Annotated in this window: 19 protein-coding genes and 3 tRNA genes; 2 read left to right on the top strand and 20 right to left on the bottom strand. The window is 57.7% G+C overall.

Features of this window, described 5'->3' with window-relative positions; genetic code table 11:
• Positions 1-100 precede the first annotated feature (100 nt).
• Entirely contained in the window at positions 101-406 is a 306-nt protein-coding gene (locus FFS64_RS15320) for a DUF6388 family protein (RefSeq protein ID WP_137806072.1), read from the bottom strand.
• 300 nt (positions 407-706) lie between these two features.
• On the opposite strand from FFS64_RS15320, the gene FFS64_RS15315 reads away from it, so the two are divergent.
• Positions 707-1,213, top strand: a complete 507-nt coding sequence (locus tag FFS64_RS15315; protein WP_137806071.1) for a hypothetical protein — start codon at positions 707-709, stop codon at positions 1,211-1,213.
• A 9-nt stretch (positions 1,214-1,222) separates the two neighbouring features.
• On the opposite strand, the gene FFS64_RS15310 is transcribed toward FFS64_RS15315, so the two are convergent.
• From FFS64_RS15310 to rlmE, 16 genes are all read right to left on the bottom strand, one after another.
• Positions 1,223-1,298 (bottom strand) — tRNA-Thr (locus tag FFS64_RS15310).
• A 136-nt stretch (positions 1,299-1,434) separates the two neighbouring features.
• Entirely contained in the window at positions 1,435-3,540 is a 2,106-nt protein-coding gene (gene pnp, locus FFS64_RS15305) for a polyribonucleotide nucleotidyltransferase (RefSeq protein WP_137806070.1), read from the bottom strand.
• Between the two features lie 196 nt (positions 3,541-3,736).
• Positions 3,737-4,006, bottom strand: coding sequence for a 30S ribosomal protein S15 (gene rpsO, locus FFS64_RS15300; protein WP_002555121.1), 270 nt, complete (start codon positions 4,004-4,006; stop codon positions 3,737-3,739).
• Between the two features lie 142 nt (positions 4,007-4,148).
• Positions 4,149-5,066 (bottom strand): tRNA pseudouridine(55) synthase TruB, encoded by a 918-nt coding sequence (truB, locus tag FFS64_RS15295; protein ID WP_137806069.1) that lies wholly within the window; start codon positions 5,064-5,066, stop codon positions 4,149-4,151.
• Positions 5,067-5,069: 3 nt separating this feature from the next.
• Entirely contained in the window at positions 5,070-5,471 is a 402-nt protein-coding gene (gene rbfA, locus FFS64_RS15290) for a 30S ribosome-binding factor RbfA (RefSeq protein ID WP_137806068.1), read from the bottom strand.
• A 159-nt stretch (positions 5,472-5,630) separates the two neighbouring features.
• Entirely contained in the window at positions 5,631-8,150 is a 2,520-nt protein-coding gene (gene infB, locus FFS64_RS15285; RefSeq protein ID WP_137806067.1) for a translation initiation factor IF-2, read from the bottom strand.
• Between the two features lie 27 nt (positions 8,151-8,177).
• The gene (nusA, locus tag FFS64_RS15280; RefSeq protein ID WP_137806066.1) at positions 8,178-9,659 is read right to left on the bottom strand and encodes a transcription termination factor NusA; all 1,482 of its coding nucleotides are present in this window, start codon (positions 9,657-9,659) and stop codon (positions 8,178-8,180) included.
• A gap of 47 nt (positions 9,660-9,706) precedes the next feature.
• The gene (gene rimP / locus FFS64_RS15275) at positions 9,707-10,165 is read right to left on the bottom strand and encodes a ribosome maturation factor RimP (protein ID WP_007915250.1); all 459 of its coding nucleotides are present in this window, start codon (positions 10,163-10,165) and stop codon (positions 9,707-9,709) included.
• A gap of 138 nt (positions 10,166-10,303) precedes the next feature.
• Positions 10,304-10,380, bottom strand: a tRNA-Met gene (locus FFS64_RS15270).
• Between the two features lie 97 nt (positions 10,381-10,477).
• Positions 10,478-10,563 (bottom strand) — tRNA-Leu (locus tag FFS64_RS15265).
• Positions 10,564-10,585: 22 nt separating this feature from the next.
• Positions 10,586-10,969 (bottom strand): preprotein translocase subunit SecG, encoded by a 384-nt coding sequence (secG, locus tag FFS64_RS15260; RefSeq protein ID WP_017336473.1) that lies wholly within the window; start codon positions 10,967-10,969, stop codon positions 10,586-10,588.
• Positions 10,970-10,973: 4 nt separating this feature from the next.
• Entirely contained in the window at positions 10,974-11,729 is a 756-nt protein-coding gene (gene tpiA, locus FFS64_RS15255) for a triose-phosphate isomerase (RefSeq protein ID WP_137806065.1), read from the bottom strand.
• A 66-nt stretch (positions 11,730-11,795) separates the two neighbouring features.
• The gene (gene glmM / locus FFS64_RS15250) at positions 11,796-13,133 is read right to left on the bottom strand and encodes a phosphoglucosamine mutase (RefSeq protein ID WP_137806064.1); all 1,338 of its coding nucleotides are present in this window, start codon (positions 13,131-13,133) and stop codon (positions 11,796-11,798) included.
• 16 nt (positions 13,134-13,149) lie between these two features.
• Positions 13,150-14,001, bottom strand: a complete 852-nt coding sequence (gene folP, locus FFS64_RS15245; protein ID WP_095194000.1) for a dihydropteroate synthase — start codon at positions 13,999-14,001, stop codon at positions 13,150-13,152.
• An 8-nt stretch (positions 14,002-14,009) separates the two neighbouring features.
• Positions 14,010-15,920, bottom strand: a complete 1,911-nt coding sequence (gene ftsH, locus FFS64_RS15240; protein WP_077046416.1) for an ATP-dependent zinc metalloprotease FtsH — start codon at positions 15,918-15,920, stop codon at positions 14,010-14,012.
• Positions 15,921-16,121: 201 nt separating this feature from the next.
• The gene (gene rlmE, locus FFS64_RS15235) at positions 16,122-16,751 is read right to left on the bottom strand and encodes a 23S rRNA (uridine(2552)-2'-O)-methyltransferase RlmE (RefSeq protein ID WP_095194001.1); all 630 of its coding nucleotides are present in this window, start codon (positions 16,749-16,751) and stop codon (positions 16,122-16,124) included.
• Positions 16,752-16,852: 101 nt separating this feature from the next.
• On the opposite strand from rlmE, the gene FFS64_RS15230 reads away from it, so the two are divergent.
• The gene (locus FFS64_RS15230) at positions 16,853-17,161 is read left to right on the top strand and encodes a YhbY family RNA-binding protein (RefSeq protein ID WP_007942889.1); all 309 of its coding nucleotides are present in this window, start codon (positions 16,853-16,855) and stop codon (positions 17,159-17,161) included.
• A gap of 9 nt (positions 17,162-17,170) precedes the next feature.
• On the opposite strand, the gene FFS64_RS15225 is transcribed toward FFS64_RS15230, so the two are convergent.
• From FFS64_RS15225 to carB, 3 genes are read right to left on the bottom strand one after another with little or no spacing between them, the layout of a single operon-like run.
• A complete protein-coding gene (locus FFS64_RS15225) occupies positions 17,171-17,575 on the bottom strand; it encodes an MFS transporter (protein ID WP_137806063.1) in 405 nt (134 codons plus the stop codon).
• Between the two features lie 28 nt (positions 17,576-17,603).
• A complete protein-coding gene (greA, locus tag FFS64_RS15220; protein WP_095194077.1) occupies positions 17,604-18,080 on the bottom strand; it encodes a transcription elongation factor GreA in 477 nt (158 codons plus the stop codon).
• Positions 18,081-18,082: 2 nt separating this feature from the next.
• Positions 18,083-21,304: a carbamoyl-phosphate synthase large subunit gene (carB, locus tag FFS64_RS15215; RefSeq protein ID WP_095194003.1), complete on the bottom strand. Its 3,222-nt coding sequence runs from the start codon at positions 21,302-21,304 to the stop codon at positions 18,083-18,085.
• Positions 21,305-21,388 lie beyond the last annotated feature (84 nt).

Genomic DNA, 21,388 nt, shown 5'->3' with positions numbered 1-21,388 from the left:
AAGCAAGCCAGCAGGCGTGCGGCTTGCCGGCGATTGCGATCTCGAGGACGCTATCGCGGGCAAGCCTTGCTCCTACAAAAGCGAACCAGCCGGCGGTTTGTCAAACCACCAGATTGTTCATCTCGCAGTACTCTTCCCACTCGACGCCCAATACCTCTGCCGCTTCCTTGTGCAGCTTCAGGCGCTCGGCCTCATACTCTTCCGGGGTCGATGTGTACTTGAGTGTCAGTTCCCACGGCTGCAAGCCCTGGGCTTCTGCTTCATCCTCGAACGCCCACTGGATCTGGTCCTTCTGATCATCGGCTGGCAAGTCCTTGATCTCGTCCATCAATTCGGGTGCGTCCAGCACATACTTCTTCAGGGCTTCTTCGTGTCTGGCTTCTTGAGTCAATTCTTTAACGGTCATGGCGTTCTCGTTGATCTGGGGAATGGAAGATGGATCTGGATCATCAAGGATCTCTCTGACGCAAAAAAGCCGATTGAAGCCTGGCTTTTCTGGCCTTCAGAACCATTCGGGATCATCTGAAAACTGCTGGGCGAAGCTCATGCAGACTCCGAATATAGGATGTTTGTCGGACGATTTACACGACTCTTTACATCAACCCCACAAAAAAGCCGCACTCTCTGTCAGTGGTGCCTGGGAACATAAGTCAAAACGCCAAGTCATAGCGATGTGCCATGTGGCACTTCACAAGGAACCTCAGTGATGCGCAGTTTTTCGAAGCTTTCGTCTGCTTTGTCCGCAACCGCAATGACTGCCCTCTTGGGTGCCATGGCCCTGCCAGGAACCGCTCTGGCGGGAATTGAACTGAGTAATAGCAGCACGTATCCCAGCGATAAAATTACCGTCATTCACAGCGAGTTCGGCAAAGACGTGCTGATCAAATCAGATGTCGACGTTGGCGACCTGAAAAAAATGCAAGACACCCTCAGCGATCAGGCGCGCCAGATCGAAGAACTCAAGCGCAGCAGCGGATCCAGCTCCAGCTCCAGCAGCAAGGAGATCGAGGAACTCAAGCGCACGATCAACGAGCAGGAACGTGATCTGGATAATCTCGGCAAACAAGTGGAAGAGCTCAAGCGCAGCAGCGGCTCCAGTTCAAGCTCGAACAACAGCGAGATCTCGAACCTCAAGCGGGAAGTCAGTGATCAGGATCGCGAAATGGATCAGCTCAAACGCACTGTCGAGGAGTTGAGCAGAAAAGTGAAATGAGGTGCAGCGTGGTGCCCGAGACAGGAATCGAACCTGCGACCTTCGCGTTACGAGTGCGCTGCTCTACCGACTGAGCTACACGGGCTGTGGGCTAAACCTAGCATCACGTAGCGATACCGGCAACTTCAGCCAGCACCTCAGTTCTTCCCGTACAAAAAAGGCCCCGCAGTTTTCACTGCGGGGCCTTTTTGCAACGTTGTAGCAGACAGGCTGAGGAGTGATTAAACGCCCGAAGCCTTGGCTGCTGCCACGTCCTTGATGGACAGCTTGATACGACCGCGGTTGTCCACGTCCAGTACCAGCACTTCCACTTCCTGGCCTTCCTTCAGGATGTCGGTCACTTTCTCAACGCGAGCGTCGCTCAGCATCGAGATGTGAACCAGACCGTCCTTGCCAGGCAGGATGTTGACGAACGCGCCGAAGTCGACGATGCGCTCAACCTTGCCGACGTAGATCTTGCCGATCTCGGCCTCGGCGGTGATGCCCAGAACGCGCTGACGTGCTGCTTCAGCCGCTTCCTTGGTTTCGCCGAAGATCTTGATCGAACCGTCGTCTTCGATGTCGATCGAAGCCTTGGTCTCTTCACAGATCGCACGAATGGTCGCGCCGCCTTTACCGATGACATCACGGATTTTGTCGGTGTCGATTTTCATCGCGATCATGGTCGGTGCGTTTGCCGACAGCTCGGTACGCGACTGGCCAATGATCTGGTTCATCTGACCGAGGATGTTCAGGCGCGCTTCCAGGGCTTGGCCCAGGGCGATTTCCATGATCTCTTCGGTGATGCCCTTGATCTTGATGTCCATCTGCAGCGCGGTCACACCTTTGGCGGTACCGGCTACCTTGAAGTCCATGTCGCCCAGGTGGTCTTCGTCACCCAGGATGTCGGTCAGGACGGCGAACTTCTCGCCTTCTTTAACCAGGCCCATGGCGATACCGGCAACCGGTGCCTTCATCGGTACACCCGCGTCCATCAGCGCCAGGGAAGCACCGCAGACCGAAGCCATGGAGCTGGAACCGTTGGATTCGGTGATTTCCGATACAACACGGATGGTGTACGGGAACACGTCAGCGGCCGGCAGCATGGCCTGAACCGAACGACGGGCCAGACGACCGTGGCCGATTTCGCGACGACCGGCGCCACCCATGCGACCGCACTCGCCCACCGAGAACGGAGGGAAGTTGTAGTGCAGCATGAACGGGTCTTTTTTCTCGCCTTCCAGAGTGTCCAGCAGTTGTGCGTCACGGGCGGTGCCGAGAGTCGCGACTACCAGAGCCTGGGTTTCGCCACGGGTGAACAGCGCCGAACCGTGGGTCTTCGGCAGAACGCCGACTTCAATGTTCAGCGGACGAACAGTGCGAGTGTCGCGACCGTCGATACGTGGCTTGCCGTTTACGATGTTTTCGCGAACGGTACGGTATTCGATTTCACCGAAAGCCGCTTTGACGTCAGCAGCGGAAGGCTGGCCTTCTTCGCCGGACAGCTTGGCAACCACTTGATCCTTCAGCTCGCCCAGGCGAGCGTAACGGTCGGCCTTGACGGTGATGGTGTAAGCCTGGGAGATCGCTTCGCCGAACTCGGCACGGATGGCGCGCAGCAGTTCGGTGGCTTCGGCTTGCGGAGCCCAGGTCCAGGTTGGCTTGGCAGCTTCGGCAGCCAGCTCTTTGACGGCCTGGATCACGGCCTGGAACTCATCGTGTGCAAACAGTACGGCGCCCAGCATCTGGTCTTCGGTCAGCTCTTTGGCTTCCGATTCAACCATCAGAACAGCTTCGGAAGTACCGGCAACGACCATGTCCAGGCTCGAAGCAGCCAGTTGCTCGTAGGTCGGGTTCAGCAGGTAGCCGGTGCTTTCGTGGAAGGCAACGCGGGCAGCGCCGATCGGACCATCGAAAGGAATGCCGGAGATAGCCAGGGCAGCCGAAGTACCGATCATCGCAGCGATGTCCGGATCGGTCTTCTTGCTGGTGGAAACGACGGTGCAGACAACCTGCACTTCGTTCATGAAGCCTTCAGGGAACAGCGGACGGATCGGACGGTCGATCAGTCGGGAAGTCAGGGTTTCTTTCTCGGAAGGACGGCCTTCACGCTTGAAGAAACCGCCAGGGATCTTACCGGCAGCGTAAGTCTTTTCCTGGTAGTGAACAGACAGAGGGAAGAAACCCTTGCCTGGATCGGCTTGCTTGGCACCGACTACGGTCACCAATACGCTGACGTCGTCGTCAACGGTGACCAATACTGCGCCGGAGGCCTGACGGGCGATACGGCCAGTCTCGAGGGTAACGGTCGACTGACCGAACTGGAATTTTTTGATTACCGGGTTCACGGTGTCCTACCTTCTTTTGTGGCTCTTGGGGAAACTGGTTTCTTGCGAAATTCTTGGGCAATGTCGGGAATCGGCCCAACGCCTGTCCAGGGGTAAAGCGTGTATCCAGATAAAACTTGAGGCTGGGAGCCTGCCATGCGCCCGCGGGAAACCCGCTGACGCATGACAGACAACCAACCTCTAGCGCAATCGCTGATTAGCGACGCAGACCCAGGCGACCGATCAGAGCGCTGTAACGGCTCACGTCTTTGCCTTTCAGGTAGTCCAGCAGCTTACGACGCTGGTTAACCATGCGGATCAGACCACGACGGGAGTGGTGATCTTTACCGTTGGCCTTGAAGTGACCTTGCAGTTTGTTGATGTTGGCGGTCAGCAGTGCAACTTGCACTTCTGGCGAACCAGTATCACCAACAGCTTGCTGGTAGTCGGTAACGATTTGAGCTTTTTCTTCAACGCTGAGAGCCATGAGGCAATCCTTTTATCAGGAAACTGTTCCAAAGAAACAGCTTCAACAGGCCAGGGACAAATCCCTGTATCTAAAAAAGAGTAGTGACCGTGCCTGTTGACAGCCACCCTCGCCAGCCTGCTGTTACACAGACTGGTTTCGGTCATTCTGACCGAATCAGTCGACGTGGCGCGATGCGCCCGTCTTCGCTCACTTCACCGATACCGATGAAGCGACCATTGTGATCCTGAACTCGTACCATGCCAAATTTCGGTGCGTCGGGGGCACGTACCGGCTGGCCATTGAGCCAGTAGAACGCGCTCGCTTCCGAGAACTGCAGCAGTGGCCAATCCAGCAAGCCGCTGTCCGATGGCATGAGGAAGCGATCGACCGCTTCGTTGCCGCCTTCGGCATGTACCGCTTCCAGCTCTTCCAGAGTGACGGTCTGCGCCAGCGTGAAAGGCCCGGCCTGGGTACGTCGCAGTTCCGCGACGTAAGCACCACAACCGAGTTTCTCGCCAATATCCTCCACCAGGGTGCGGATATAGGTGCCTTTGCTGCAATCCACTGCAAGCCGCGCAGTATCACCTTCGAAGGCCAGCAATTCCAAGCGCGTAATAGTAACAGAACGCGGTTCGCGCTCCACTACTTCGCCTGCGCGAGCCAGCTTGTACAGCGGTTGTCCATCACGCTTGAGGGCCGAGTACATCGGCGGTATCTGACTGATTTGCCCACGAAATTCCGGAAGCACAGCTTCGATATCGGCGCGACCAACGGTCACCGGGCGCTCCTGCAAAACTTCACCCTCGGCATCGGCCGTGGTGGTGGTTTTGCCCAATTGCGCCAGGGTTTCGTACCCCTTGTCGGAATCGAGCAGGTATTGCGAGAACTTGGTGGCCTCACCGAAGCACAACGGCAACACACCGGTGGCCAGCGGATCGAGGCTGCCGGTGTGCCCGGCCTTCTCGGCGTTGAGCAGCCAGCGGACCTTCTGCAGTGCTGCGTTGGAGGTGAACCCCAACGGTTTGTCGAGCAGGATGATGCCGCTAACGTTACGACGGATACGTTTGACCTGAGCCACCGATTACTCCTTGGTGTCTTCGGCTTCTGCCGCAACCGGATGCTGACTGTCTTCAGCCACTGCGCGCTCGATCAACGCCGACAGATGTGCACCGCGCACAACGCTTTCGTCGTAGTGGAAGTGCAACTGTGGAACGCTGCGCAGCTTCATCTCGCGGGCCAACTGCATGCGCAGGAAGCCGGCGGCGGAGTTGAGCACCTTGATGCTTTGTGCAATGTCTTCGGCGCTGTCCTGCCCCATTACAGTGATGAAGATCTTGGCGTGACCGACGTCACGGCTGACTTCCACAGCGGTAATGGTGACCAGGCCGACGCGCGGGTCTTTGACTTCACGACGGATCAGTTGTGCCAGCTCGCGCTGCATCTGATCGCCGATACGTTGGGTACGGCTATATTCTTTTGCCATGTCTTGTTACCTGTTACTGCCCCATGGTGAAACCCATGAGGTCTGAAAGCGGCAAACGCCCGGCCTGACAAAAGCCAGACCGGGCGTTGCGTTTAGAGTCCGGGTGATGCGCAGTGCATTTGCATGCGGCAGGCCACCACGGCTCTTGAAGTGCGCGAGTTAGAGGCTGCGAGCAACCTGAACCTTCTCGAAGACTTCGATCTTGTCACCGACTTTGACGTCGTTGTAGCTCTTCACGCCGATACCGCATTCCATGCCGGCACGTACTTCGGAAGCGTCATCCTTGAAGCGGCGCAGGGATTCCAGCTCGCCTTCGAAGATAACGATGTCTTCACGCAGTACACGGATTGGACGGTTACGGTGAACAACACCTTCGATAACCATGCAACCGGCGATTGCGCCAAACTTAGGCGAGCGGAACACGTCACGCACTTCGGCCACACCCAGGATGTTCTCGCGAACATCGCTGCCGAGCATACCGGTCAACGCTTTCTTGACGTCTTCGATGATGTCGTAGATCACGTTGTAGTAACGCATATCCAGGCCTTCCTGCTCGACGATCTTGCGAGCGCCGGCATCGGCACGCACATTGAAGCCAAACAGTACAGCGTTGGAGGCCAGTGCCAGGTTAGCGTCGGACTCGGTGATACCACCGACACCGCCACCGACCACACGCACTTGCACTTCGTCGTTACCCAGGCCGTTCAAGGCACCGTTCAACGCTTCCAGCGAACCACGGACGTCGGATTTGAGGACGATGTTGAGTGTCTTCTTCTCTTCCTGACCCATGCTTTCGAAGATGTTTTCCAGCTTGCCTGCGTGAGCACGAGCCAGTTTGACTTCGCGGAACTTGCCTTGACGGAACAGAGCCACTTCACGGGCTTTCTTCTCGTCAGCCACAACGCTCATCTCGTCGCCAGCATCCGGGGTGCCGTCCAGGCCGAGAATTTCGACAGGGATTGCAGGACCGGCTTCCTTGATTGGCTTGCCGTTCTCGTCGAGCATGGCGCGGACACGGCCATAGTTCGAACCGACCAGGACCATGTCGCCTTGACGCAGGGTACCGTCTTGAACCAGAACGGTAGCCACCGGGCCACGGCCCTTGTCCAGACGCGATTCAACCACGACACCACGGCCAGGAGCCGAAGGCGTAGCGGTCAGTTCCAGAACTTCGGCTTGCAGCAGAACGGCTTCGAGCAGTTCGTCGACACCGGTACCCATCTTCGCGGAAACCGGTACGAATGGAGTATCACCACCCCACTCTTCCGACGTCACGCCGTGTACCGACAGTTCGCTACGGATGCGATCGAGATCGGCGCCCGGCTTGTCGATCTTGTTCACTGCCACGACCAGCGGAACGCCAGCGGCCTGAGCATGCTGAACAGCTTCGATGGTCTGCGGCATCACGCCGTCGTCCGCTGCAACCACCAGGATCACGATGTCGGTCGCCTTGGCACCACGGGCACGCATTGCGGTAAACGCGGCGTGACCAGGGGTGTCGAGGAACGTCACCATGCCACGGTCGGTTTCAACGTGGTATGCACCGATGTGCTGGGTAATGCCGCCGGCTTCGCCAGCCGCTACCTTGGCACGACGGATGTAGTCGAGCAGGGAAGTCTTACCGTGGTCAACGTGGCCCATTACGGTCACGACCGGCGCACGGGCAACCGCCTCGCCTTCAAACTTCAGGGACTCGGCCAGGGAATCTTCCAGGGCTGTGTCGCTGACCAGGGTCACTTTGTGGCCCAGCTCTTCGGCAACCAGTTGGGCAGTTTCCTGATCCAATACCTGGTTGATGGTCGCTGGAGTACCCAGTTTGAACATGAACTTGATGATTTCAGCAGCCTTGACCGACATCTGCTGGGCCAGGTCGCCCACAGTGATGGTCTCGCCGATCTTCACTTCGCGCACGACAGGGCCGGTTGGGCTCTGGAAACCGTGGGCGTTGCGCTTCTTCAGCTTGGCCTTGCCGCGACCACCACGACGGAAGCCATCGCTTTCTTCGTCGGTAGTACGTGGGGCAACGCGTGGAGCAGGCGCTTTTTCCTTGACCGAAGCACGATGCGGAGCGTTTTTGCGCTCGCCATCGCCACCACCGCGACGATTATTATCGTCGGCACGTGGTTTGTCCGGACGGCGCGGTTCGTCACGCTTGCGGATGTCGGCAACCGGTGCGGCAGCCACGACCGGTGCGCTTTCACGCACAGGCTCGGCCACTGCAACAGGGGCGGCAACAGGCTCGGCTGGAGCGGTCGGCGCAGCAGCAGGCTGGCGACGCGCTTCTTCTTCGGCGCGACGCTTGGCTTCTTCTTCAGCCTTCTGACGAGCAGCATTTTCTACTGCGCGACGTTCTTCCAGTTCACGCTTGCGCTCGGCTTCGATTTCTTCCGGGCTGCGCTGTACGAAGACTTTCTTCTTGCGTACTTCAACACTGATGCTTTTGCTGCCAGCAACACGCAGGGTGCTGGTGGTTTTACGCTGCAGCGTGATCTTGCGTGGTTCTTCCACTTTCGCCTTGTGGCTGCTTTTCAAGTGAGTCAGCAAGGATTGCTTCTCACTGTCAGTCACACTTTCTTCGGCGGCGGTGTGCGGCAGACCTGCCTCACGCATCTGCTGCAACAGGCGCTCTACCGGTGTTTTGACCTCATCGGCCAGTTGTTTCACCGTGACTTGCGTCATGCACTTCTCTCCTCAGGCCGCGCCTAATTACTCGAACCAGTGGGCTCGGGCGGCCATGATCAACTTGCCGGCACGATCATCGTCAATGCCGTCGATGTCGAGCAGATCGTCAATAGACTGCTCGGCCAGGTCTTCGCGGGTAATTACGCCGCGCACCGCCAGTTCCATCGCCAAATCCTTGTCCATACCCTCAAGCGAGAGCAGGTCTTCGGCCGGATGGGCGTCTGCCAGCTTTTCCTCAGTAGCGATGGCTTTGGTCAACAAACGATCCTTGGCACGAGCGCGAAGCTCGTTGACGATGTCTTCGTCAAAGCCCTCGATGTTGAGCATTTCTTCCAACGGTACGTAGGCAATCTCTTCCAGGCTGGTGAAGCCTTCATCAACCAGCACCTGCGCCAGCTCTTCATCGACTTCCAGCTCTTCGATGAAGTTGCGCAGGATGTCACCGGTTTCTGCTTGCTGCTTAGCCTGAATGTCCGATTCGGTCATCACGTTCAGGGTCCAGCCAGTCAATTGGCTGGCCAGACGCACGTTCTGACCACCGCGACCGATGGCCTGAGCCAGATTGTCTGCGCCAACGGCGATGTCCATGGCATGGGCATCTTCGTCGACGATAATTGCTGCGACCTCGGCCGGGGACATGGCGTTGATCACAAACTGAGCCGGGTTGTCGTCCCACAGGACGATATCGACACGCTCACCACCCAACTCACCCGACACGGCCTGGACGCGCGAACCGCGCATACCGATGCACGCGCCCTGCGGGTCGATGCGTTTGTCTTTGGAGCGCACGGCGATCTTGGCACGCGAGCCCGGATCACGGGACGCAGCCATGACCTCGATCAGGCCTTCGGCGATTTCCGGCACTTCGATGCGGAACAACTCGATCAGCATTTCCGGCGCGGTACGCGACAGGATCAGCTGCGGGCCGCGGTTCTCGGTGCGGATTTCCTTGAGCAGTGCACGCAAGCGTACGCCAACCCGGAAGGTCTCGCGGGAAATGATGTCTTCACGAGCCAGCAATGCTTCGGCGTTGTTGCCCAGGTCAACGATCACGTTGTCGCGGGTCACTTTCTTCACGGTGCCGGAGATGATTTCACCCAGGCGCTCGCGGTAAGCGTCAACAACCTGTGCGCGCTCGGCTTCGCGAACTTTCTGCACAATGACTTGTTTGGCAGTCTGTGCCGCGATACGCCCGAACTCGATCGACTCGATCTTTTCTTCGACGACATCGCCGACCTTGGCACCAGGATGCGTCTCTGCAACCTTGCTCGGCCAGGTTTCGATGGCCGGATCGTCCAGGTCTGCTTCTTCGACGACCGTCCAGCGACGGAATGTCTCGTAAGAACCGGTGTGGCGATTGATTTCCACACGCAGATCAACTTCGTCCTCGAAACGCTTTTTGGTAGCAGTGGCCAGAGCCAGCTCCAGCGCTTCAAAAATTACGCTTGCCGGTACACCCTTTTCATTGGATACCGACTCAACAACCAGCAGTACTTCTTTGCTCATCGTACGCCTCGCCTTTCGCAAGCCATTGGATCCGCGGGATCCGCGTCTCAGTCAAAACTGGGAATAATGTTGGCCTTGTCGATCATATCGATCGGCAACAGGAACTCATGGTCATCTACCTGCACCACGACATCCTGCTCTTCTACACCGCGCAGAAGGCCCTGAAAGTTGCGTCGACCTTCAAAAGGCGAACGCAGCTTGATCTTCACTTGTTCACCGGCAAATTTTGCAAACTGCTCAAGAGTGAACAGTGGGCGTTCCATGCCAGGCGAGGAAACCTCAAGGGTGTATTCAACGGAGATTGGATCTTCAACATCCAGGACGCCGCTGATCTGACGGCTTACGATGGCGCAATCGTCCACCAGCACGCCGCCCTCTTTATCGATATAAACGCGCAACATTGAGTGACGACCTTGAGCCGAAAACTCAATACCCCAGCATTCATAGCCTAGGGCCACGACCACCGGGGCCAGCAAGGCCTGCAACTCTTCTAGCTTGCTCGACACCTGAACCCCCTAGTGCATGTATGTGCATGCTATGCAAAATAAAAAAATGGGCGAAACGCCCATCCTTGAAACGCCGTCGAACAGCGGCGTTGAAAGTGTCCAGCTAACAAAAAGCCCCTTAAAAGGGGCTCCTTAAACTGGTTGCGGGGGCCGGATTTGAACCGACGACCTTCGGGTTATGAGCCCGACGAGCTACCAGACTGCTCCACCCCGCGACAAAGCTGGGGCGGAAGTATACGACCGATCCCTGACAGGGTCAATGTAACCTTCCACCTGCAAGAAAGCCCGCAACAGCGGGCTCTCCTGACTAATTGGTACCGAGAAGGGGACTCGAACCCCTACACCCTATGGGCACAACCACCTCAAGGTTGCGTGTCTACCAATTCCACCACCTCGGCAATACTACGTTTGAAACCCTTCTTACTTCTGCTCTTGAGCTGGAGGCACGTCAGTCGCTGGAGTAGCCGACTTTTGCTCTTGAAGCACCGGGACGTCATCAGAAGCCGGTTGTTGCTTTGGAACTTCCAGTACCGCTGGATTTGGGAGACCTACTTGAGTCAGCTGGTGAGCCTTCTCTTTAGCAAAGTAACCTAACCCCAAGCTGGTTATGAAAAAACCTGCGGCAAGTATAGCAGTAAACTTACTAAGAAAGGTAGAGGAACCTTGGCTTCCGAACACAGTATTTGAAGCACCTGCTCCGAAAGACGCGCCAGCATCCGCACCTTTACCCTGCTGCAGCAATACCAGAGCCACTACGCCCAATGCACCCAGCAGATGAAAAACGACTACGACTGTTTCCAGCATTTTTTCAGTTTCCCGCGGCGCGACAAATCGCACCGAACTCATCTGCATTCAGGGAAGCCCCACCAATGAGGCCCCCATCGATATCCGGCATGCCGAACAGTTCGACCGCATTGGCCGCCTTCACGCTGCCGCCGTATAGAAGCCGCACACCTTGCGCGACTTCAGAATTTTCTGCCGCCAACTGAGCACGGATGGCTGCATGCACATCCTGAGCCTGTTGCGGCGAAGCAGTCAGCCCGGTGCCAATGGCCCAGACCGGCTCGTAAGCAATGACTGCATTTGCAAAAGCACCGACACCCAACTCTTCAATGACGCTGTCCAGCTGACGCCCGACAACCTCAAGGGTTTGTCCGGCTTCGCGCTGCTCAAGGGTTTCCCCTACACACAACACCGGAATGATGCCACATGCCTGTGCCGCTGCGAACTTGCGAATCAGCATTCCGTCCTGCTCGCCCATAATCTGGCGGCGCTCGGAGTGCCCGACAAGCACCAGGGAACAACCTGCATCCACCAACTGACTCGGCGAAACCTCACCAGTCAACGCACCTTGCCCGGATTCCACTGCAGAATTCTGCGCACCGACCGAAATCGACTTTCCTTTCAAGCCATCAATCACTTGATTGATATGCAGGCAAGGCGGGAATACCGCGACATCAACACCGCTCGGCAAGGCCATTTCTTTAAGGCCGTTGATCAGCTCAGCGACGCTGGCGCGGGTACCGTGCATCTTCCAGTTACCAGCTACCATAGGGCGACGCATGCTGTACCTCGTCGGTCAAAGTGGGCGCAGATGTTACCCAACACAATCATGGCTGGCAAGCCGAATTCAGGCAGAAACTTCAGTTACCAGTTTCGCCAGCTCTTCGGCGTACGCACGAACTTGCTTTTCATCTTCGCCTTCGACCATGACACGCACCAGCGGCTCTGTGCCGGACTTGCGCAACAGCACACGCCCGCGCCCCGCCATGGCCTTGGTCACACGCTCACTGGCTTCCTTGACTGACGGATGATCGAGCGGACTTGCGCCACCACCGAAACGTACATTAATCAGCACCTGAGGGCACTTGCGCAACGCCTGGCGGGACTGAGCCAACCCTTCGGAACGCATCTTCAGCGCCATCAGCACCTGCAGCGCAGCGATGATCGCATCGCCGGTAGTCGTGTGATTGAAGCAAACGATATGACCGGAATTTTCACCACCTACCAGCCAATTGCGCTCCAGCAGATCAGCGATCACATAACGGTCGCCAACGTTGGCCCGCACGAATGGAATAGCCAGGTCCGCCAACGCCAGCTCAAGACCCAGATTACTCATCAACGTACCGACCACACCACCCTGCAACTTGCCCCGCTCATGCAGATCGCGAGCAATGATGAACAGCAATTCGTCACCATCAACGATTGTACCGGTGTGATCGACCATCAGGACACGATCGCCATCGCCATCGAATGCAATACCCAAATCAGCATGCTCGGCCAGGACGGCGGCCTGCAATTGCCCCATATGGGTCGAACCACAGTTGTCGTTGATGTTCAATCCATTGGGTTGCGCAGACAACACCACGACTTCCGCGCCCAGCTCACGGAACACGCTAGGTGCGACTTTGTAAGTCGCACCATGGGCGCAGTCGAGAACGATCTTCAACCCAGAGAAACTGGTACCGGTCGGCACGCTGCTCTTGCAGAACTCGATATAGCGGCCGGAGGCGTCATTGATTCGCGAGACCTTGCCGATTTTGCTCGACTCGACCACGGTCATCGGCGTGTCCAGCAGTTCTTCGATCATCAACTCCAGCTCATCCGGCAGCTTGGTGCCTTTGCCAGAGAAAAACTTGATGCCGTTATCGTCATGCGGGTTGTGCGAGGCGCTGATCACGATTCCGGCCTCAGCCTGGAATGTGCGCGACAAATAGGCAATGGCCGGCGTCGGCATTGGGCCGAGCAGCATCACGTCAGCTCCCGCCGATGTCAGGCCGGCCTCAAGCGCCGACTCGAACATATACCCGGAAATCCGGGTGTCCTTGCCGACGAGCACCTTGCAGGCACCCATTTTGCGGAACGCCATGCCCGCAGCCCAGCCGAGCTTGAGCATGAAGTCAGGAGTAATCGGGTATTCGCCAACTCGACCACGAATGCCGTCAGTACCAAAGTATTTCCTAGTCATAAGCGCTCCATCATTCTTATTCGGCTGATTCAACTGCGGCGATCATCCTCACCACGTCGATTGTTTCGGCTACATCATGGACGCGCAATATACGTGCACCCTTGTGCGAAGCCAGCGCCGCTAGGGCGAGCCCACCATACAGGCGCTCATCCACTGGGCGACTCAACGCCTGGCCTATCATGCTCTTGCGCGAAACCCCGACCAACAGGGGCCGCCCCAAGGCATGCAAGGCCTCCATATGTTTGAACAAGCTTAGATTGTGCTGCAAGGTTTTGGCGAAACCAAAACCCGGATCAAGAATGATCCGCTCAGCGGGAATTCCCACTGAGGCGCATTCAGCCATGCGCCCGGCAAGAAACTCGCCTACCTCTTTCGTAACGTTCTGGTATTGCGGGTTGTCTTGCATGTCGCCCGGCTCACCAAGCATATGCATCAGACAGACCGGCAACCCCGTGGCTGCCGCTGCATCCAGCGCACCATCGCGGCGCAGTGAGCGCACATCGTTGATCAAACCAGCCCCCAGCCGTGCGGTTTCGCGCATGACCGCCGGTGTCGAGGTATCGACCGAGATAATTACATCCAGCTCGCGATGTATTCGCTCGACAATCGGAGCGACGCGCTCAAGCTCCTCCAGCGGCGAAACCGCCCTGGCACCAGGTCGCGTCGACTCACCGCCGACATCGATCAGTGTCGCACCTGCCGCCACCATGGCTTCGGCGTGGCGCAATGCGGCATCGAGCTGACTGTACTGACCGCCATCGGAAAAAGAATCGGGAGTGACATTGAGAATGCCCATGACGTGCGTCTGGGCCAAATCAAGAACCCGGTTGCCGCAAGGCAACCGGGTCGAGGACTGAACAAAAGTCATTTCAAACCTTAAACGTCAGCAGCCGGACCGCCGATAGGAGTTTGCGGACGCTCATCCTGCACCGCCGGTGGCGTTCCGGAAGTACCGGTACCACCCGACCAGTCGCGAGGTTCGCGAGGAGTACGTCCGGCCATGATGTCGTCAATCTGCTCGGCATCAATGGTTTCGTACTTCATCAGGGCATCAGCCATGGCGTCGAGCTTGTCTCGATTATCCGTAAGGATCTGTTTCGCCGTGCCGTAGCACTGATCAATGATACTGCGCACTTCAGAGTCGATCAGCTTCGCCGTCTCACCCGAGAAGCTTGCATTCTGACCACCGCCGCCGCGCCCGAGGAACACTTCACCCTCTTCTTCGGCATACATCAATGGACCGAGCTTTTCCGAAAGACCCCACTTGGTCACCATGTTCCGCGCAATCTGACTGGCACGCATGATGTCATTGGAGGCACCGGTGGTAACACCATCGAAGCCCAGGGTCATTTCTTCAGCGATACGGCCACCGTACAGCGAGCAGATCTGGCTGATCAAGGCACGCTTGGACAGACTGTAGCGATCTTCTTCCGGCAGGAACATGGTCACACCCAATGCACGACCGCGCGGGATGATCGATACCTTGTACACCGGATCATGCTCAGGCACGACGCGACCAACAATCGCGTGACCGGCCTCGTGATAAGCGGTGTTCTGTTTTTCTTTCTCGGACATGACCATGGATTTGCGCTCGGCCCCCATCATGATCTTGTCTTTGGCCAATTCGAATTCTTTCATTTCGACGATGCGCTTGCCGGCACGGGCAGCGAACAACGAAGCCTCGTTCACCAGGTTGGCCAGGTCGGCACCGGAGAAACCAGGCGTACCACGAGCGATCACGGCAGGAGCGACGTCGTCACCCATCGGCACTTTGCGCATGTGGACCTTGAGGATCTGTTCACGACCGCGGATATCCGGCAGACCGACCACTACCTGACGGTCGAAACGGCCCGGACGCAGCAGCGCAGGATCCAGTACGTCAGGACGGTTGGTCGCAGCAATCACGATGATGCCGTCATTCATTTCGAAGCCGTCCATCTCCACCAGCAGCTGGTTGAGTGTCTGCTCGCGCTCATCGTGACCGCCGCCCATGCCGGCGCCACGGTGGCGACCGACGGCGTCGATTTCATCGATGAAGATGATGCATGGCGCGTGTTTCTTGGCCTGTTCGAACATATCGCGAACACGGCTGGCACCGACGCCGACGAACATTTCGACGAAGTCGGAACCGGAGATGGTGAAGAACGGTACTTTGGCTTCGCCGGCAATGGCCTTGGCCAGCAAGGTCTTACCGGTACCCGGAGGACCGACCATCAGCACACCGCGAGGAATGCGGCCACCCAGGCGCTGGAACTTGCCCGGATCACGCAGGAACTCGACCAGCTCACCGACTTCTTCCTTGGCTTCGTCGCAACCGGCAACGTCTGCCAGGGTGGTTTTCACCTGATCTTCGGAGAGCAGGCGCGCCTTGCTCTTGCCGAAGCTCATCGGCCCACCCTTGCCACCGGCACCGCCCTGCATCTGCCGCATGAAGAACATGAACACGGCGATGATCACCAGGATCGGGAAGCTCGCGACCAGGAGCTGAGTCCAGATGCTTTGCTGTTCAGGCTGCTTGCCTTCGACCACGACGTGGTTATCCACCAGGTCGCCAATCAGGCCGTTGTCCTGGATCGCCGGACGAATGGTCTTGAAGCTGTCGCCATCGTTGCGCTTGCCGGTAATCACGTAGCCATCAACCGCCACGCGCTCGACCTTGCCATCCTTGACCTGCTGGATGAAGTCGGAATAGTTGAGGGTCTGCGGCTCGTTAGGGCTGGAGAAGTTGTTCATCACTGTCACCAGGACAGCCGCGATGATCAACCACAGGATCAGATTCTTTGCCATATCGTTCAATTAACTACCCTCTGAAGCAAGCGCCGCTGTTGGCGCGCGCTTCGCATGATATTCACCGGCCTAACTTACTACATTACCTACAACTCTGGCAGGCGCCGTCTGTAACCCTTTGTGAAACACTTCCTACACAATATTCGCAATTTCCCACAGGGCGAAATACGAAATTCCTATTGCCCCGCAAAAAAACCCGCTTTATTCACTCCGACCGCGGTAGCCCCAAGCCAGCATGTATTGCTCGCGGGAGCTGCCACGGGAAGAGTCCGGCTTGATCATCTGGACCTTGTCGAATTTCTGACGAGCGTCCTTCACGTAAGCATCAAACCCTTCACCCTGAAAAACCTTGATCACGAAATTACCACCCGGCTTGAGTATCCGAGCCGCCAGATCAAGAGCCAGCTCGCAAAGAAACATGGCTTTGGGCATATCTACGGCAGGCGTACCACTCATATTGGGGGCCATATCGGAAATCACAAGGTCCACCTGCGAATTACCCACGGCGTCCAGGATCCGAGCGAGCACTTCGTCCTGAGTGAAATCACCCTGGATGAAAGTCACGTCCGGAATGCTGTCCATTTCCAGGATGTCCGAGGCGATCAGGCGCCCCTGACCACCGATCAGCCGGCTGGTGACCTGCGACCAGCCACCGGGCGCCGCCCCCAGGTCGACAACGGTCATACCCGGACGGATCAGCTTGTATTTCTCCTGGACCTCCAGAAGCTTGTAACTCGCACGCGAGCGGTAGCCATCCTTCTGCGCCTGCTTCACATAGGGATCATTGACATGTCTTTTCAGCCAACCAAGGCTTGTCTTGGAACGCGCCATTGGGCACCTCGATGATAAGGGTCGTGATTAATTGGGCGGATCCACGAACCCTCGGGTAAAATGGCCGCCATTTTACAGAATCCAGACGAAAGGGTCAGATTATGCCGCTCACTCAAGAGCAGAAGAAACAGTACAAATCCATTGGCCACCATCTGAAACCAGTTTTGATTGTGGCTGACAACGGTCTGACTGAAGGTGTGCTAGCCGAACTTGAACGCGCTTTGGCGGATCACGAGCTGATCAAGATCAAGCTCAACATCCTGGATCGCGAATCGCGCCTGGCGTCCATTGCAGAACTGTGCAAGGTCGGCAAAGCGGATCTGGTTCAGGTCATCGGCAAGATGGCACTGATTTACCGCAAGAACTTCAGCGTCAACAAGCAGCTGTCGAACGTCCATCGCTTCAAGTGATGGCAAGGGTCAGGGGTGTGCTTCGCGCACCCTGCCACTCCATCCCGGCACGGGCTGCAACACCAGCACCAGCCCGGAAAGACCCAGGACAAGATAGCCGAACACCTGCCAACGCACTGCATCCGGCCAACCGATACGCGCCGCGAAATACATCGCACACGCATACAGCGCCACCAACAACAGTTGCCCGCGAATATCCCGCCATAGGCTGGCAAGGCCCTCGGCCTGAACCAGCACCAAAGCCTGAAAAACCACGCACGCGGCGGCAAACCCCACCACCAGCGCATTCAACATGCCTGCGATTTCGTCGATCAGCAGCGGCGCCAGGCCGATTCGCCCCAGCACCGGCAGCAGACCGATGTGCAACAACCACAGACCGCCGACCCACAACATCTGGGTCAGCTGCCAAAGCATGGCGCCCGCTCGAAGCGGACGCCTGCCTTTAGATGTGGCGAACTTCGACAATCTCGTACTCGATAACGCCACCAGGCGTTTTGACGACGACCACATCACCCTCTTCCTTGGCAATCAAGGCGCGAGCAATAGGCGAGCCGACTGAAATCTTGCCGAGCTTGATGTCTGCCTCATCCTCACCAACAATCTGGTAAGTCACGCTTTCATCGGTTTCGACGTTGGCGATTTCGACGGTCGTGCCAAAAATCACTTTGCCGGTATGAGGAATGGTCGTGACGTCGATAACCACAGCGTTCTGCATGCGGCCTTCGATGTCACGGATCCGTGCCTCGACCATACCCTGCTGCTCGCGAGCGGCGTGGTATTCAGCGTTTTCCTTCAAGTCACCCAACTCGCGGGCCGTACCGATGTCCTGGCTGAGCTTCGGACGAACGACTTTGGTCAGGTGAGCGTGTTCCTCTTCCAGGGCGCGAGCGCCCTGAACGGTCATCGGGTACTTCGTTATGCTCATGCCTTCAATCCTGCGTGTAGATCCTGCAAGCGGCGCACGGTCTTCTCGGGACCGAACTTCAGTGCTTCGCAGATCGCTTCGCCAGCAGCAATGGTCGTGGTGCAGTAGATCTTGTGCTGCAGGGCATTGCGACGAATGGAATAGGAGTCGGCGATCGACTGGCGACCTTCGGTGGTGTTGATGATCAGAGTGACTTCGTCATTCTTGATCATGTCGACTACGTGCGGACGGCCCTCGGTCACCTTGTTCACGCGGCGCACTTTCAGGCCTGCGGCTTCGATCAGCTTGGCAGTACCGGCAGTGGCAACCACTTCAAAGCCCAAGTTGATCAGATCACGGGCCACGCCCGCAACCAGCGGCTTGTCGTCGTCGCGGACGCTGATGAATGCAGTACCACCGGTCGGCAGCACTTCGCTGGCGCCCATTTGCGCCTTGGCGAACGCTTCGCCGAAGGTGTCACCCACGCCCATCACTTCGCCGGTGGACTTCATCTCAGGGCCAAGGATCGGGTCAACGCCAGGGAATTTGGCGAACGGGAACACCGCCTCTTTCACACTGTAGAAGTTCGGGATGATTTCCTTGGTGAAACCCAGTTCTTTCAGGGTTTTACCGGCCATCACGCGCGCAGCGATCATTGCCAGGGAAACACCGATGCACTTGGACACGAACGGTACGGTACGGGAAGCACGCGGGTTGACTTCGATGACGTAGATGTCTTCGCCTTGCAGCGCCAACTGTACGTTCATCAGACCGACCACGCCGAGCTCCAGGGCCATTTTCTTGACCTGTTCTCGCATCTCGTCCTGGATGTGCGCCGGCAGCGAGTACGGCGGCAGCGAGCACGCGGAGTCACCGGAGTGAACACCCGCCTGTTCGATGTGCTGCATGATCGCGCCGATCACCACGTCTTTGCCGTCGCAGACCGCATCCACGTCCATTTCGATGGCGCAGTTGAGGAAGTGATCCAGCAGCACCGGGCTGTCGTTGGACACCTGGACCGCTTCACGCAGGTAGCGCTTGAGCTCTTCTTCTTCGTAAACGATTTCCATCGCACGACCGCCCAGCACGTAGGACGGACGCACCACCAGCGGGTAGCCGATCTTGGCAGCAGCACGAATCGCTTCGTCTTCGCTGCGCACGGTGGCGTTTGGCGGCTGACGCAGGTTCAGGCGCTGGACCATTTGCTGGAAGCGCTCGCGGTCTTCGGCACGGTCGATGGCGTCAGGGCTGGTGCCGATGATCGGCACGCCAGCGGCTTCCAGGGCGCGAGCCAGTTTCAGCGGGGTCTGGCCGCCGTACTGGACGATCACGCCTTTTGGCTTCTCGACGCGGACGATTTCCAGCACGTCTTCCAGGGTTACCGGTTCGAAGTACAGGCGATCGGAGGTGTCGTAGTCGGTGGAAACGGTTTCCGGGTTGCAGTTGACCATGATGGTCTCGTAACCATCATCGCGCAGGGCCAGTGCCGCGTGTACGCAGCAGTAGTCGAACTCGATGCCCTGACCGATACGGTTCGGACCGCCGCCCAGGATCATGATCTTGTCGCGACCCGACGGCGCGGCTTCACACTCTTCTTCGTACGTCGAGTACAGGTAAGCAGTGTCCGTCGCGAACTCGGCGGCGCAGGTGTCGACGCGCTTGTAGACCGGGAACACTTCCACCTTGTGGCGATGAGCACGCAGGCTCTTCTCGGTCACGCCCAGCAGCTTGGCCAGACGCTGATCGGAGAAACCTTTGCGCTTGAGTCGGAACATCAGGTCGCGGTCGATGCTGGTCAGACCGAGGGTCTTGACCTTCTCCTCGTCCTTGATCAGATCTTCCATCTGCACCAGGAACCAAGGATCAATCATGGTCATGCCGAAGATGTCTTCAACGCTCATGCCGGCGCGCATTGCATCCGCCACGTACCAGATACGTTCAGCACCCGGCACGGTCAGTTCGCGCTTGAGGATGCTCATGCTTTCCGGGTTGCTCAGGTCAACCTTCTCGTCCAGACCACAAACGCCCACTTCCAGGCCGCGCAGGGCTTTCTGCAGGGATTCCTGGAAGGTACGGCCGATGGCCATGACTTCACCGACCGACTTCATTTGCGTGGTCAGGCGTGCGTCAGCCTTGGCGAATTTCTCGAAGGCGAAACGTGGCAGCTTGGTCACAACGTAGTCGATGGATGGCTCGAAGGACGCCGGGGTCTTGCCGCCGGTGATATCGTTCGACAGCTCGTCCAGGGTGTAACCCACAGCCAGCTTGGCTGCGACCTTGGCGATCGGGAAACCGGTGGCTTTCGAAGCCAGTGCCGAGGAGCGGGATACACGCGGGTTCATCTCGATGACAACCATGCGGCCAGTGTTCGGGCAAATGCCGAACTGGACGTTGGAACCACCGGTTTCCACGCCGATCTCGCGCAGTACCGCCAGGGAGGCGTTACGCAGGATCTGGTATTCCTTGTCGGTCAGGGTCTGCGCCGGCGCGACAGTGATCGAGTCACCGGTGTGCACGCCCATCGGGTCGAAGTTTTCGATGGAGCAGACGATGATGCAGTTGTCCTTCTTATCGCGGACAACCTCCATCTCGTATTCTTTCCAGCCGATCAGCGATTCGTCGATCAACAGCTCCTTGGTTGGCGACAGGTCCAGGCCACGGGCGCAGATTTCTTCGAACTCTTCACGGTTGTAAGCGATACCGCCACCGGTGCCGCCCATGGTGAAGGACGGACGAATGATGCACGGGAAACCCAGCTTCTCGAGGACCGCGTTGGCCTCTTCCATGCTGTGGGCGATACCGGAACGCGGGCACGCCAGGCCGATGGACTTCATGGCCTTGTCGAAACGCGAACGGTCTTCAGCCTTGTCGATGGTGTCGGCGTTGGCGCCGATCATTTCCACGCCGAACTTCTCGAGAACGCCTTCGCGCTCCAGGTCCAGGGCACAGTTCAGGGCGGTCTGACCACCCATGGTCGGCAGCAGCGCATCAGGACGTTCTTTCTCGATGATCTTGGCAACGGTCTGCCATTTGATCGGCTCGATGTAGGTGGCGTCAGCCATGGCCGGGTCGGTCATGATGGTGGCCGGGTTGGAGTTCACCAGGATGACGCGGTAACCCTCTTCGCGCAGGGCTTTACAGGCCTGGGCGCCGGAGTAGTCGAATTCGCAGGCCTGGCCGATAACGATCGGGCCAGCGCCGAGAATCAGGATGCTTTTAATGTCTGTACGTTTTGGCATGGGTTTGTCACTCAAATCCGCAGGTCAGTCGGCAAGCCGTCTTGTTCAATCTCTGAAGACTTGAGGGGGCCACCGGTATCGGGA

The sequence above is a fragment of the Pseudomonas sp. G(2018) genome (genome assembly GCF_005502415.1).
Lineage (GTDB): Bacteria > Pseudomonadota > Gammaproteobacteria > Pseudomonadales > Pseudomonadaceae > Aquipseudomonas.
The sequence above is the reverse complement of the archived record's forward strand: the minus strand, read 5'-3'. Positions and strand labels throughout refer to the sequence as shown.